The sequence below is a fragment of the Streptomyces sp. NPDC026417 genome (assembly GCF_055567695.1).
Genome location: NZ_JBVHPY010000003.1, coordinates 457,402 through 471,311, shown reverse-complemented (window position 1 = coordinate 471,311; position 13,910 = coordinate 457,402). Strand labels below are relative to the sequence as shown.

Below are 13,910 nucleotides of genomic sequence, written 5' to 3'. Positions count from 1 at the left end.
ACACGGTCATCCAGGCTTCGCTGCCGCCCCCGGACCGGACACCAGGACGACCATGCTCGTCGGTTTCGGAGTGAGCGCCGACCGCGGCCACTTCCGTTACGACACCGCCACCGACTCCGTGTCCCTGCACTGGCCCCGAGGCGGGGACGCCGCCAGCCACGAGCGCATCCAGCAGAGGGTCTCACGCATATCCAGCGGGCTCGGCGTGCTGACCGAGACCAACTCCCTGGTCAACAGCACCTGGCATCCCCTCGGCGGCGCACCGATGGGCACCGTGTGCGACCTGGAAGGCCGCGTGCAGGGCCAGAAAGGACTCTACGTACTCGACGGCGCCCTCATCCCGGGCACGACGGGAGCCTGCAATCCCTCCATGACCATCGCCGCCGTCGCCGAACGGGCGATGGACTCCATCACCACCCAGGACATCGACGCGATCATCTGAACCAGCAGCGAGGAGCACGCAATGAGCCGCAAGAGAAGCATGTCCCGCCCCCTCCTCACCCAGCCCTCCGCACCACCGCCCGCTCCGGCCGGCCGCCGTACCGCACCGGCCGGGCTGCGCCTGCTGACCGGCGCCGTCGCGGGCACCGTCTGCCTCTGCCTCTCCACGGCACCGGCCACCGCGAGCGACACCGGGACGGTGGTCTCCCGCGGAATCACCATCCCCGCGTTCTACAACCCCCCAGCCGAACTGCCCTCCGCCAACGGCACATTGATACGCACCGAGCCGCTTGCGCTCGGGTTGAGCATCCCCGGCCTCGACGGCCGCCCGATGCCGGGCACCGCGACCCGACTGATGTACAGGTCCACGGATTCCAACGGGCAGCCCGTCGCCGTGACCGGCGCCTACATCGAACCCTCCGCCGCCTGGACGAAAGGCGGACCGCGCCCGCTGGTCGCGGTGGCGTCGGGCACCATGGGCCAAGGCGACCAGTGCGCGCCGTCCTTCGCGCTGGAGAACCCGCTGACCCTCACCGGCGACACCGTGTCCGTGGGGTACGAGGCCCTGGCCATCTACCGAATCCTGGCCACCGGAGCAGCCGTCGTCGTCACCGACTACGTCGGACTCGGCGCCACCGACCGCCTGCACACCTATGTCAACCGGCTCGACGAGGGGCACGCCCTGCTGGACGCGGTCCGGGCCGCCCGCGGCGTGCCCGGAGCAACGGTCACCCGCTCCTCCCCCACCGGGTTGTACGGCTACAGCCAAGGCGGTGGCGCCACCGCGGCTGCCGCCGAACTCCAGTCCTCCTATGCCCCCGACGTCCCACTCGCCGGAACCTACTCAGGCGCGCCTCCGGCGGACCTCACGTCCGTCATGAAGGGCATCGACGGCAGTGCACTCGCGGGCGCGCTGGCCTGGTCCATCAACGGCTTCGCGCAGGCAGACCCCGATCTCCGCACCGTCATCGAGGCGAACATCAACGACACCGGCAAGGCCGCGCTGAAGGACGCGTCGACCATGTGTGTCGGCGACGCCCTGTTCGGCTACGGCTTCACCAAGAGCACCAAGTGGACCGACGACGGCAAGTCGATCGGCGACATCATCGCCGCCGAGCCCCGGGCACAGGGCGCCCTGGACAAGCAGCGCATCGGCACTCTCAAGCCGACCGGTCCGGTACGCCTGGCCACCGGCACCGAGGACGACATCGTCCCCCACGCCCAGGCACGCCAACTGGCCCTGGACTGGTGCCGCAAGGGCGGAAACGTCACCTACGAGGCCATCAAACTGCCCAACCTGGGCGACAAGCTCCTCACCAACCACCTCGTACCGCTCCTGACGGACCAGGCGGACGCCATCGACTGGTTGACCGACCGCCTCGCCGGCAGGCCGGCCTCCTCCAACTGCTGGACGATGCCCCTTCAGCCCTGAGCCGTCCCGGTGTCCCGCCGCCGAGGCCGCCTCTCCCGGCTGCGGGGCGCCCCCGGACGCACCACCGCCTCGGCACCTCCGCCCCTGGGTCAGCCGCGGACCCCGGGGACCACATCTCCGTGCGGACGACCGCTGCCCGGGCCGGGTCAGTCCGCTTCGGTGCGGGCTTTGCGGGCGAGCAGTTGGATCCCCTGGAATTGACGTCGGTCTGTCGGCTCGGGCTCACAGATCAGCCGGGCCACCTCGGCCAGTCCAGCGTTGCCCAGCAGCGTGGCGAGGTGATCGGGCGACCACCGATACGCCGGCGCGACCGCGTGATCGAAGACCTGCGTCCGATGAGACGGGCCATCGGTCGCGGAGAAGCCGATCAGGAGATGGCCGCCAGGTGCCAGCACACGGTGGAACTCGGCCAGGAGGGCGGGGAGTTCCTCCGGCGGAGTATGGATGACGGACCAACGGGCGAGCACGCCCCCCAGCACGCCGTCGGCGATGTCCAGCGCGGCCATCGTGCCCACGTCGAACTCCAGCCCCGGATAGGCCTCTCGAGCCAACTCGATCATCGCGGGAGAGGCATCGACACCGAACGCCGCCAGGCCCAGCTCTTCCAGGTGAGCGGTGATGTGGCCGGGACCGCACCCCAGATCGGCGACCCGAGCCTCTCCCTGTGCACGTACGACCTCGGCGAAGGCACCCAGGATGGCGCGATCCAGGGGGCTGTCGCGCAGTGTGTCGCGGAACATCTGCGCGTAGGTGAGGGCGGCGGCGTCGTAGCCCTCGCGGGCGGTGTGGAAGGCATCGTGTTCGACCATGCCCGCGAGGGTAGTTCGCACCGCTGCGGCGAGCCCACCGGACCACGAACTCTGCGGCCCTGTGAGTCGGCCGTCGGCGGCCACCACCGCGGGTGCCACCGAGGGCGGTTGGCAGAACCGCCAGACGACCGCTCGGGCCCCGGCGCCCGGGTGTCCTGCGTCTCCGCCTGCGCCGCCGTCGCCGTCGCCGTCGCGGCGCCGGCTGAAAGCCTTGCCGACGCACAAACGGATCGGGTAATTCAGATGAGGCGGGGAAAAACACCAGGGCCGAAATTTCGGCTGGCGCTGGTCAGGATCGTGATCGGCACAATTCATGAATATCGGGCACCGCAAGGGTGACCGCAGGGACATCCGCGAACGGAAACTCCGGGTCCGTTCATGCGCACCGGTTGTGGCATGTTTCAGTCAATGAATAGCCGGAAACATCCTGCCTATGGATCATTATCGTGGCCTAGCGTTTCGTGCGCTCGGGAATTACTGGAGCATCGTGACTGAAGGGAAATGATCCCCATGCGCACGAGAATCAAGATGGGCGTCGCCTTGGCCGCCGGCGCCGTTGCCACGCTCGGCCTGGCAGCGCCGACCTCCGCTTCGACCGAACTCGAGAGCACGATCGCAGCGCAGGCACAGAAGGCGGGCCTGAACAAGAGCGAAGTGGCCGGCCTGCAGCGCCAGATCGACCAGCAGATGGCCAAGACCCCCGGCGGAAAGCAGATCGGCGTCAACCAGGTCGCATGGCGTGGCGGCAAGGCCGTCATGACCTTCCCGCTGCCGGGTGAGAAGCAGGCCAGGGCCGTCAACGAGCCCCTGGGCACACTCGGAACGGCCAACTGCAGCTACCTCTGGACGTGCCTGTACGAGCACTCCAACTTCGACGGCCGTCGTCTGACCTGGTCGGACTGCAACTTCGAGAACCTCGCCAACTGGGGCTTCAACGACCAGACCACCTCCTGGCACAACAACCAGAGCCGGGGCACCAAGACCTACGTGTACAACTGGACGGGCTCCTCCTGGGCCCTGCTGTGGACCTCCACGGCCCCGTCCGCCAGCTCCAACGTCGGCAGCGCCAACAATGACAAGGCCGACGGACTCTGGGTGTGCTGACCGGCGCCCTGCCACGGCTGACTGAACAGCCCGGGAAACAGGACGGCGTATCTTCCTGAATCGGCCGGGACATTTTCCAGGCCCGTCTCTCATACGGCGGAGATCCGCTTCTTTCATTTGGGGTCGCATCCCATTGGGCTGCGACCCCATTGCGATACTGCGCCATGATCGGTCCATGCGCTGAACTCGGAAAAACGCGTGAAAGGTGTCCGGAGGCCGAGACGCTCGACCCGAGAAAAAGCGCCCTCACCATCGAGAACTCGCAATCACCTCTCCGGCCGCGGCCGGTCCGAGTGCGGCCGGAACACGCGCGCCGATCTTTCGCCACCATCCCACTTCGCACACGCAGGCAACGCGCAGCGGGAGAGGTACGCGGCTGGCAACAGACGGCACAGAGCCGGGCGTTCGTCTGGTACGACGGCGAAGGGCATAATGGGGGCCAGCGCGTTGCCGGTGGGGACATGAACCGGTGCCGACGGTGATCAGATCGGAGGCGCCGCGTTCACGCCGGGAGGGCACATCACCTGTCTCACCCAAGCAGCCGGAAGCACTCGCTCGGCCGGCGACGACTCTGGGGCGGCGGCCGCCTCATCCACGGCCCCCGCCCCTACCCGAGCAACCATGCCACCTGCACCGAACCGACGGCCGGGAGTGCCACAGGGTCCACACACCGCCTGCGCGATATTTCCCCTCCCCGACACACAGAAGGCCTGTTCACGACACGTACGCCGCGCATTCCCCGCTAGGCCTGCCCCGAGCACTGCTCTTCGGGTGAGGGCGCCCCCTTCGATGCGTGCTGCACGTCCACGCGGCGTGGCAGCAGGAAGGGGGTCGCCAGGAGCAGCACACCGGCCAGGCCGATGGCCGTGCGCGGCCCGCACAGGCTGCCCAGCACTCCCCAGAGAGCCGTCAGCAGCGCGGTCGCGCCTTTCGTCGTCACCGCCCAGGCGGACAGCGTGCGGGCCACCCGGTCCGCAGGTGTGAGCTGGAGTCGGCACGTGGCGTAGACCGGGTTGAAGACACCGCAGCAGAGGATGAGCCCGAACTCCACGGCCAGCACCAGGATCAGGCCGCCGGTTCCGGGCCCGATGAAGGCAAGGCCTACGGGCCAGACGGCACGCAGGGCACCGGAGACGACCATGACTCGGTGCTGCCCGAACCGGGAGGCGAGCGGCCGGGCCAGACGCGAGCCGAGCAGACCGCCGATCGAGGGTGCGGCGAAGGCGAGGCCGTACTGCCAGGGTGAGAACCCGAGTCGGCCGAGCATCAGGACGGCCAGCAGCGGCTGAGTGGCCATGACCAGACCGTTGAACAGGGCGGTGTTGTAGAACAGCGGGCGCAGCATCGCGTCGGCGAGGATGTGGCGCCATCCGTCGAGCAGGTCCCCGGCCCGCATGCGCGCGGGGCCCCGGTGTTCGGGCTGCTGCTCGTGGCCGCCCGTCGCCCGGATGCCCAGGGCCGACAGCAGGTAGCTGACCGCGTCGGCCAGCACCGTCGTCACCGGACCGAGGAGTCCGATCGCGGCTCCGCCGAGGGGCGGCCCGATGATCGTGGCCGTCCAGGCCGTGGACTCGAAGCGGGCGTTGGCGACGAGCAGGTCCTCGGCCGGCAGCAGGGCCTTCAGGTAAGCCCCCGAGGCGGCCCGAAAGGAGATGTCGGCCGCCGCCACGACCACCGAGACCAGCAGGAGTTGGACGAAGGTGAGCGCGCTCAGCGCGAAGGCGGCGGGAATCGTCAGCAGCGCCGCGAACCGCACCAGGTCCATCGCGATCAAGACTCTCCGCTTACGCCGGAACTCCACCCAGGGCCCGAGCGGCACCGCCACGGCTGCACCGACCGCGGCCCCCGCGGAGGAGAGCACGGCGACCTCGGCCGGTCCGGCGTGCAGTACCTGGATGGCGATCAGCGGGAAGGCACCGAAGGCGAGCCACGTGCCGAGCGCGCTGGTTCCGTACGCTGCCCAGAGCCACCCGAAGGGCCGCCCCAGCCGGTGTCCGAGCAGGTGCCTCGCCCCGCGCCCCTTCCGCATGCGCCCGCCCTCACCACTCGCCCGTACAACCGATCCGCGTTGAGGCCCATCAAAACCGTTCGCGTCTTCCCGGATCAAACAACCGCGGGGCGGCTGCGCCACAACCAACAGTTGTAGCTTTAGGGTGGCGGTATGGATCTCGACGCTGTCCGGACGTTCGTCGCCGCTGCTGACGCGGGGCAGTTCCAGGAGGCAGCCGCCGAGCTGTCGGTCACCCAGCAGGCCGTCTCCAAGCGTGTCGCCGCGCTGGAGCGCACGCTGGGGGTGCGGTTGTTCACCCGCACCGCGCGTGGCGCCGAGCTCACCATCGACGGACAGGCGTTCCTGCCCCACGCCCGCGAACTCCTGCGTGTCGCCGAGCGGGCGGTCACTTCCGTGCGGCCCGGCCGCCGACCGCTGCGCGTCGACGTGATCGCTTCGCGCGGCGCGGCGTCCGGGCTCATGCGCGACTTCCACCGGACGCACCCCGGGATCGACCTCGACGTGGTGTGGCTCTTCGACATCGAGAAGGCCCTCGCCGCCATCCGGTCCGGTGAGATCGATGCGTCGTTCCGGGCGGTCACGGTACCCGGGCGCCCCCTGCCCGAGGACATCGAGTCCGCGCGGGTGCTCGACGAACCGCTCGAGCTCCTCACCGGACCCGCGCACGCCCTGGCGGCCGCCCGATCGGTATCCCTGGCCGAGCTCGCCGGGCACCGGATCTGGATGCCCGGCATCGTCCCCGGCACCGAGTGGGCCGCCTACTACGACGACCTCGTCGCCCGGTTCGGCCTCGCGATCGAGGCGACCGGTCCCAACTTCGGCTCCGACGCGCTCCTCGACACCGTCGCGGACACCCCCTCCCTGGCCACGTTCATGGGCGGGCAGACGCGCCTCGTCTGGCCCGCGGGCCACGACCTGCGCCGGATTCCGGTGACCGACCCCACGCCCGTCTACCCGCACTCCCTCCTCTGGCATCGCGACAACCCCCACCCGGCGCTGGCCACCCTCCGAGCGCATCTCGCCGCCACGGCGGCGGGGCACGACGCGGCCGGTACGTGGAGACCGGACTGGGTCATCCCGCGCTGATCCGCCCGGCCGGAAGCGGCTCAGGGCCCACGGCCCGGCCGGTATGGAGCAGTCCCAAGTCCCGCACGGGCCGGTCAGCCCGGTGTGTTCGGCGGCGGCCGGCACGACCGCCCCACCGCGCGGCCGAGGAACCGTCGAACCCTGACCACGGGCGCATCGCGGAGAGGGGCCCGGGGATCACTTGCTCCCGGTGTCACCTGCGCTCAGCGGTCCCACCTGGGCGGACCGACTCTGCGGAGCAGCGAGCAGCGCGGTCAAGGCCGCGCGGGCCTCGGCGACGCGGGTCCGCCAGTCCTCGCTCCGCAGGGCGTCGATGTCCCACTCGGTCACGGGCTCGGTGCCGCTCACGCAGTACCCGTACACCTGCCGGGCCACTTCATCGGTGAGCAGCTCGTCGTAGTGGAACGACCCCTCGAAGGCCGTCCAGGCGACTGCCCGCGTGCCCTCGCACACCCGGCTGAGGGCGGCCCGTGCGAACGCGCGCAGGTCGAGCGAGGTGTCGTCGAAATCGAGGTCGTACGAGATGAGCCCGAGCCGCGCGATGGTCTCCGGTGGGTCCATCAGCGGGAACGGCAGCACGGCGTCCGGAACCAGTCCGGCCAGGCGGAAGGCTTCCTTCGGCAGCGGTGTGCCGCCCGCGCCCAGCACGAAGACGTTCACCGAGAGCGGACCTCGCCAGCTGAGAGCCTCCTGCATGCTGTCGGCTCCCATGTGGATTCCCTTCCGTAACTCCGTGCCGTGCCTGCCCAGCCTAGGCCGTGCCCGGTGCAGAGAGACGCGGCGAGTCGTCGGGCCCGCAGCCGGCATCTGCCCGGGCCCAACCACGGAGCACCCGGGAGCCCTTCGGCGGTGACCACCGTCAACGCGACTGGTCAGGCCCGTTGTCGCGCCCCTGGCGGCGGGCCGCGACGAGGGCGGGGACGACGCCCACCGCCAGGACGACGAGGCCGCGCTTCCACACATCGGCCTCGACGCGGGTCGCCAGCAGGATGCAGGACGCGGCGCCCAGGACCGGGACGACGGCGGGCACCCGGAAGTACCTGCGGTCCACGGAGTCGCGCCGGAGCACCAGGGCGGCGGTGTTGACCATGAAGAACACCACGAGGAGAAGGAGCACCAGTGTGGATGCCAACGTGGCGACGTCCCCGGTCAGGGCAAGGACCAGTGACAGTGCCGTGGTCGCGCCGATGGCCACCCAGGGAGTGCGGCGCTGCGGCAGTACGGTCGTCAGCCGGCGCGGCAGCAGGCCGTCCCGGGCCATGCCGAAGGCGAGGCGGGACGACATGATGCCGGTCAGCAGGGCCCCGTTGGCGACAGCGACCAGGGCGATGGCGCTGAACAGCCGCTCCGGTACCCCGCCGGCAGCCTTGACGACCTCGAGCAGCGGGCCGCTGGAGTCCGCGAGGATCTTCGCCGGGACGGCGGCTGTCGCGGCGAGTCCGACCAGCGCATACACCAGGCCCGCGGTGCCGAGCGCACCGAACAGTGCGCGGGGGTAGGACCGGACGGGATCTCGCGTCTCCTCCGCCACGTTGACCGACGTCTCGAAGCCGACGAACGAGTAGTAGGCGAGCACCGCTCCGCTGAGTACGGCCGCGGCCGCGCTCTTGTGCGGGGTGCCGAGGTCGGTCAGCGATTCGAGGTGGCCGTCGCCGCGCAGCACGATCCAGCCGCCGAGTACGACCACGATCAGCAGGCCGCCGACCTCGATGACGGTGGCCACCACGTTGGCGCGGGTCGACTCCTGGATGCCGCGCGCGTTGAGCAGCGCGAGGGCCACCAGGAAGACGACGACGACTGCGGCCACGGGGAGCGAGACGAACGCGGTGAGGTAGTCGCCGGCGAATCCGCGGGCGAGCGCGGCGACGGACACGATCCCGGCCGCCAGCATGCAGTACCCGGCCAGGAATCCGGCGAACGGCCCGTATGCCCGGGTCGTGTAGTGCGCCGCCCCGCCGGCGAGGGGGTACTTGGTCGCCAGTTCCGCGTAGCTTCCGGCTGTCAGCATCGCCAGGAGCAGAGCGACGGTCAGGGGGACCCAGACTGCGCCGCCGGATGCGGCGACGATCTGCCCCACGAGCACGTAGACGCCGGCGCCGAGGACGTCACCGAGGATGAAGAAGTAGAGCAGAGGAGTCGAGAGTGCGGCCTTGAGGGGACTTGCCGACGCGTCCTTGTCGTCGCCGGTGCGGGCGGGTCCGGTCGGTCGGCTCTTCGCCGGGGATCTGGGGGCGTCCACGGTCAGACCACCTCTCGTTCGGCACCGTTGACGGTGTGCGCGGCATCGGTGATGTGCGGCCCGGGGTACGACCGCACGGGCCGGCGAAGCCACCGGGCGGTCGACCGCCCGGTGGCTCCTCGACCGTCCCCGAGGGCCCCGGCAAGGTCACCCGTCGTGGTACCGAGGGGCAGATCAGTAGCTCGCGTCATGCGCTGCTGAGTAGCCCGGAGAGGCGTGAGGGAAACACCCCATGTGGCGCGTCGCGCCGTGGGCGAAACACCCCGTGCGGCGTGTCGGGCGATGCCGCGTCCGTCGCCGAGCGGGCCCGGACGCCGCATCACCGGTGGAGCCGGGAGGCGAGCCGCGTCAGCGCCTCTTCCCCCTCGGGGAGCGGGCGCAGCGCGTCCACGATCAGGTCGAGCGGCCCGTCCATCCCGTCCGGCGAGTCGACGAGGACATGCTCCGGCTGTGCCTGGAGGAGGACATCGCCTGGGTCCCCTACTGAGCGCGACGGCGATGACGGCGGGGTCGTCGTGCGCCGGGACACGGCGGAGCCGGCCGACCCGCATCCCGCCCTGGCCGACGAAGCGGCCGCCGAACCGGTGGCCGCGCGCCGGCAGCGAACCCGCTCCACCGGAGCGCGGCTACAGCCCTCAGCCGGCGTGAAGGATCCTGAAGTGGTCGGGAGCCGCCGGATCGCGATCGACGACCTGGACCGGCGCCCAGGCCCACTGGCCCACGGTGATGCCCGGCAGCCGTGAGAGCCGGATCCGCCCGCGGGTGCCTTCGACCTCGACGTCCGCCCAGGGGTCGGGAGTACGAGCCAGGCCCTCGCCGTGCGAACGGAGCGCGTCCGCGAGGACGGCGATCGCGTCGTAGCCCTCGAAGGCGACGAAGGAGGGGGCCTCGGCGAGCCGTTCGCGCAGGGCTGTCCCGACTCGGGCACCGAGCGGGCCGGGGCGCTCGGGCAGGTAGCGCAGGAATGGGATCCCCGCACCGTCGCCGCCCAGCAGCCTCGTCCACTCCGCGAACTCCGGTTGCCCGGCCGGAGCACCGAGCAGGATCCCGGCCAGGCGCGGGTCGCGGCGTACGGATCGGACGATCGAGACGGCGGGCTCCGGGTGCCCGACCAGCAGCAGGAGGGCCGTGGCGCCCTGTTCGACGAGCGCGTCGCACACATCCGCGGGGCCGAGGGCGCGCAGGTCCAGTTCGGTCACGGTGCCACCGCGTGGGCCGAGCCGGTCCCGCAGGATGCCGGTCCCGGAAGCCCAGTAGACGCTGGGCTGGGTGGCCACGGCGATACGGCTGTGACCCGCGCCCAGCAGGAAGTCCGCGTAGATCCGCCAACCGCGCGACTGCGCCGGAGCGAGGCGCGCGACCCGTCGCGTCGGCTGGTCGGTGAGTGCGTCGAGAACCGCTGACGAGCAGAGGAACGGCAGGCCGAGGGCTTCGGCCCGGCCGGCTGCGGCGCGGGCGACGACGCTGTGGTACTCCCCCACCAGCGCGACCGCCCCGAGGCGGGCCAGGTCGTCCACCGCCGCCGCGGCCTTGCGGGGATCGGCCGCGGTGTCGCGGACCGCCAACTCCAGTGGCGTGCCGCCGATCCCGCCGCTGTCGTTGACTTCACGAACCGCCAGTTCGAGTCCGGCGAGGAGGTGGCGGCCCGCCTCGAACCAGCCGGGCGGGCTCAGCGGCACGAGCGCCCCGATCAGGAGTGACCGACCGTCGGTTCGGGGCGCTGCGGACGACGAGGGCGGCGTGCTCATGCGTGGGCGTCTCCGTACGACGACTCGGGGGGGCTGACCGCCCGGACGAGGGAGTCCCGAGGCCGGGTGGAACGCGTTCGGCTCACGTCGCCCTGGCGTCCCGCCCGGGTGACCGTGCCGCCCATTGCATCCACCACCGTCGCCCGACGGCAACCCATTATCCGTTCACCGAGCCGCCCCTCGACACGGTCCTTCGAACCCTCTCCGGCGCAGGCCGCCGGTGGCACAGTGGATCCATGTGTGGTCGCTACGCCTCAACCCGCGCTCCCGAGGACCTGGTCCAGCTCTTCCAGGTCGCGGACTGGCATGCCGAGGAAAGGTTGGCGCCGAGCTGGAACGTCGCGCCCACCGACGATGTGTGGGCCGTCCTCGAACGCGTGGCGCGCGGACAGGACGAGGCTTCACCGGGGAGCAGGCAGTTGCGTCCCCTGCGCTGGGGTCTGGTGCCGTCGTGGGCCAAGGACGTGAAGGCCGGTGCCCGGATGATCAACGCCCGGGTGGAGACGGTGCACGAGAAGCCGGCCTTCCGGCGGGCATTCGCCAAGCGCCGCTGTCTGCTGCCGGCCGACGGCTTCTACGAGTGGCAGCAGCTCACGGACCCCGGCACGGGCAAGCCGCGTAAGCAGCCGTACTTCATCCACCCCGCGGACGGTCAGGTCATGGCACTGGCCGGGCTCTACGAGTACTGGCGGGATCCGGCCGTCGAACAGGACGACGACCCCGCCGCCTGGCTCATGACGTGCACCATCATCACCACCGAGGCGACGGACGCGGCCGGCCGCGTCCATCCGCGCATGCCGTTGGCGCTCACCCCGGACCACTACGACGCATGGCTCGACCCCCACCACCAGGACCCCGGCGAACTGCGCGCCCTGCTGACCCAGCCGGCGGACGGGCAGTTGGAGACGCGCCCGGTCAGCACCGCCGTCAACAGCGTCCGCAACAACGGGCCGCATCTGCTCGACGAGGTGAGCCCGTGAGGGGACGGGGCCCGGCCCCTCACCCGGCCGCCTGATCGGAACCGGGGCTCCGGCTCGGCGGTCGGCGCACGTACCGGAGCGCCGACGCAACGGGCGGGGGTCGCCGTCGGCCCCCGCCCGGGCGGCTCAGAGCGTCGCGGAATTCTCGTGCCAGTGCCCGCCACGGAGGCTGTGCGGTGCGGCGAGGGACGGGGCGGGCGTATTCACCGTCCAGTCGGGATGGCCGGGCATGCGGGGAGTCTTCGTGCCGTAGAGCCAGTCACGCAGGAAGCCGGACTGGTCCTGGCCGCTGACCGCCGAGGCCACAGTGATGTAGTCCTCCGTCGTCGCCGAGGAGTTGCGGAAGCGCTCCAGGAACGCTCGCTCGACCTTGTTGAAGACCTCCTCCCCCACCAGCTCGCGGAAGGCGAAGAGGACGAGGACACCTCCGAGGTAGCGCTGGCTGTCGAAGAGGTTGACCGCGTTGGGAGTGGCGACCGGGCCCGAGTCGCGACGCCACTGGTCGCCCCTGGCGTAGGTGTCCTTCATGCGGGCTTCCATGGTGGTCAGGCCCAGGGAGTCGGTCCAGCCGCGCTCGTAGCGGTACAGGAGTCCGTAGAAGTCGGCGTGTCCCTCGTTCAGCCACAGGTCCGCCCAGGTGGCGGGGCTGACCAGGTTGCCGAAGTAGGAGTGGACGAGCTCGTGCATCATGTGCGAGCCGATCTTCTTCTCCTCCTGGAGAAGGAAATTGGGCTTGTAGAGGGTGAGCGTCTGGGTCTCCAGGCCGGTGAAGTCGAAGGCGTTCGGGTCGTCCGAGTTGCACGGCAGCAGGCCGTACGTCTCGAACGGGTAGGCGCCGAGGCGGTCCTCCAGCCAGGTCACCAGACCGGGCGTGAGCGCGAGGGCCGGTTCGAGGGCCTCGGCACGGGCGGTCGGGACGACATCGCGCAGCGGCAGGCCGTGCGGTCCCTGCCGCTCCTTGACCACGTAGTCCCCCACCGTGATCTGCACCAGTTCGGTGGCGATCGGGGAGAGCGAGCGGTACGAGTACGCGGTGCGGCCGTCGGTGAGCTCCTCGGTGCAGGTGAGCACGCCGCTCGCGACCGCGCGCAGCCCGTTCGGGACGGTGAGGCGGAAGGAGAAGTCGGCCTTGTCCGAAGGGTGGTCGTTGCAGGGGAAGACGGTGTGCGCGGAGTTCGGCTGGGGACAGATCGCGAAGCCGTCGGCGGTGGGCACCCAGGCTGTGTGGGGCAGTACGCGGCGCGGGTCCGCGGAGTACTCGACCCGGACGGTGACGGCCTTCTTCGGTGGCAGCGGCCTGGCCGGGGTGATCCGCAGCTTCTCCTCGGCCTGTTCCCAGGTGGCGGAACGGCGATCGACGTCCACGGAGCGTATGTCGAGCCCGAGGGCGTCGAGGGAGATCCTGTTGAGCAACCGGTCGGCATGCAGGCGCAGCGTGGCGGTGGCGTCGACGAGGCCGGTCGCGGCGTCGAACGCGAGGTCGAGGTGGTAGGAGGACACGCGGTAGCCGTCATTGCCGAGGGCCGGGAAGACCGGGTCTCCCAGCGTCTCGGGGGCCGGGCTCCCGGGTCCGTCGGGATTGGGGGCGGCCTGGGCGGCGGAGCCCATGGCCAGCGCGGTCGCCGTGCCGAACAGGGCGGCCGCGGGGGCCGTCACTCTGGTGCGATATCTCATGGTCCGCTTTCGCTCGGGCGGCCGGGTGGTCACTTCCGGCCGTCGGTGAGTGGCCGATCGCATGTCCAGACCTGAGAAACGCCCGACAGGTTGCACGGGAGCGCGAGCCGGCCCGAAAGGTCCGGAAAGCGTTGCGGTCGGCGACCTATGCGGCGACGGAACCGCCTGCGCTCACCGGACAACTCCCCCGTGGCGGCGCGGGGTTGCTGCACTCCGGGTGAGCACGTGCGTGCCGAACCCTTCACGTTGCGTCGCCCGGTACCTCGGGCGTGGGGGGGGGGGGGGGGGGGGGGGGGGGGGGGGAGGGGGGGGGGGGGCGGGGGGGGGGGGGGGGGGGGGGCGGCGCGTCACCGACGAAGTGCTGACGGTCCACGAGCATCCGAACG

The 13,910-nt window shown here is 71.0% G+C and carries 12 protein-coding genes; 6 read left to right on the top strand and 6 right to left on the bottom strand.

Annotation, left to right across the window (positions count from 1 at the left end; all coding sequences use genetic code 11):
- Positions 1–52 precede the first annotated feature (52 nt).
- Positions 53–442 carry a GMC oxidoreductase gene (locus ACZ4NT_RS07390; protein WP_467724087.1) on the top strand — a complete coding sequence of 130 codons (390 nt, stop codon included), beginning with the start codon at positions 53–55 and terminating at the stop codon, positions 440–442.
- Positions 443–463: 21 nt separating this feature from the next.
- Entirely contained in the window at positions 464–1,873 is a 1,410-nt protein-coding gene (locus tag ACZ4NT_RS07385) for a lipase family protein (RefSeq protein WP_467724085.1), read from the top strand.
- Positions 1,874–2,019: 146 nt separating this feature from the next.
- On the opposite strand, the gene ACZ4NT_RS07380 is transcribed toward ACZ4NT_RS07385, so the two are convergent.
- The gene (locus ACZ4NT_RS07380; RefSeq protein WP_467724083.1) at positions 2,020–2,682 is read right to left on the bottom strand and encodes a class I SAM-dependent methyltransferase; all 663 of its coding nucleotides are present in this window, start codon (positions 2,680–2,682) and stop codon (positions 2,020–2,022) included.
- Between the two features lie 510 nt (positions 2,683–3,192).
- Here ACZ4NT_RS07380 and ACZ4NT_RS07375 point away from each other — a divergent pair.
- Positions 3,193–3,786: a peptidase inhibitor family I36 protein gene (locus tag ACZ4NT_RS07375; RefSeq protein WP_121408633.1), complete on the top strand. Its 594-nt coding sequence runs from the start codon at positions 3,193–3,195 to the stop codon at positions 3,784–3,786.
- A gap of 742 nt (positions 3,787–4,528) precedes the next feature.
- Here the strand turns inward: ACZ4NT_RS07375 and ACZ4NT_RS07370 are convergent.
- Positions 4,529–5,815, bottom strand: a complete 1,287-nt coding sequence (locus ACZ4NT_RS07370) for an MFS transporter (RefSeq protein WP_121407887.1) — start codon at positions 5,813–5,815, stop codon at positions 4,529–4,531.
- Between the two features lie 132 nt (positions 5,816–5,947).
- Here ACZ4NT_RS07370 and ACZ4NT_RS07365 point away from each other — a divergent pair, with 132 nt between their 5' ends.
- The gene (locus tag ACZ4NT_RS07365; protein WP_467724081.1) at positions 5,948–6,883 is read left to right on the top strand and encodes a LysR family transcriptional regulator; all 936 of its coding nucleotides are present in this window, start codon (positions 5,948–5,950) and stop codon (positions 6,881–6,883) included.
- Positions 6,884–7,060: 177 nt separating this feature from the next.
- Here ACZ4NT_RS07365 and ACZ4NT_RS07360 read toward each other — a convergent pair whose 3' ends face one another.
- Both ACZ4NT_RS07360 and ACZ4NT_RS07355 read right to left on the bottom strand, forming a co-directional pair.
- Entirely contained in the window at positions 7,061–7,594 is a 534-nt protein-coding gene (locus tag ACZ4NT_RS07360; RefSeq protein ID WP_467724079.1) for a hypothetical protein, read from the bottom strand.
- 148 nt (positions 7,595–7,742) lie between these two features.
- Positions 7,743–9,122 (bottom strand): APC family permease, encoded by a 1,380-nt coding sequence (locus ACZ4NT_RS07355; RefSeq protein WP_467724077.1) that lies wholly within the window; start codon positions 9,120–9,122, stop codon positions 7,743–7,745.
- 325 nt (positions 9,123–9,447) lie between these two features.
- Between ACZ4NT_RS07355 and ACZ4NT_RS07350 the strand changes: the two genes are divergently transcribed.
- Positions 9,448–9,609: a hypothetical protein gene (locus tag ACZ4NT_RS07350; RefSeq protein ID WP_183117149.1), complete on the top strand. Its 162-nt coding sequence runs from the start codon at positions 9,448–9,450 to the stop codon at positions 9,607–9,609.
- Between the two features lie 148 nt (positions 9,610–9,757).
- On the opposite strand, the gene ACZ4NT_RS07345 is transcribed toward ACZ4NT_RS07350, so the two are convergent.
- Complete coding sequence (locus ACZ4NT_RS07345) at positions 9,758–10,870, bottom strand: ABC transporter substrate-binding protein (RefSeq protein ID WP_467724075.1); 1,113 nt, start codon at positions 10,868–10,870, stop codon at positions 9,758–9,760.
- A 236-nt stretch (positions 10,871–11,106) separates the two neighbouring features.
- Between ACZ4NT_RS07345 and ACZ4NT_RS07340 the strand changes: the two genes are divergently transcribed.
- Positions 11,107–11,850 carry an SOS response-associated peptidase gene (locus tag ACZ4NT_RS07340; RefSeq protein WP_467724073.1) on the top strand — a complete coding sequence of 248 codons (744 nt, stop codon included), beginning with the start codon at positions 11,107–11,109 and terminating at the stop codon, positions 11,848–11,850.
- Positions 11,851–11,976: 126 nt separating this feature from the next.
- Here ACZ4NT_RS07340 and ACZ4NT_RS07335 read toward each other — a convergent pair whose 3' ends face one another.
- Positions 11,977–13,524 carry a M1 family metallopeptidase gene (locus ACZ4NT_RS07335; protein ID WP_467724071.1) on the bottom strand — a complete coding sequence of 516 codons (1,548 nt, stop codon included), beginning with the start codon at positions 13,522–13,524 and terminating at the stop codon, positions 11,977–11,979.
- Positions 13,525–13,910 lie beyond the last annotated feature (386 nt).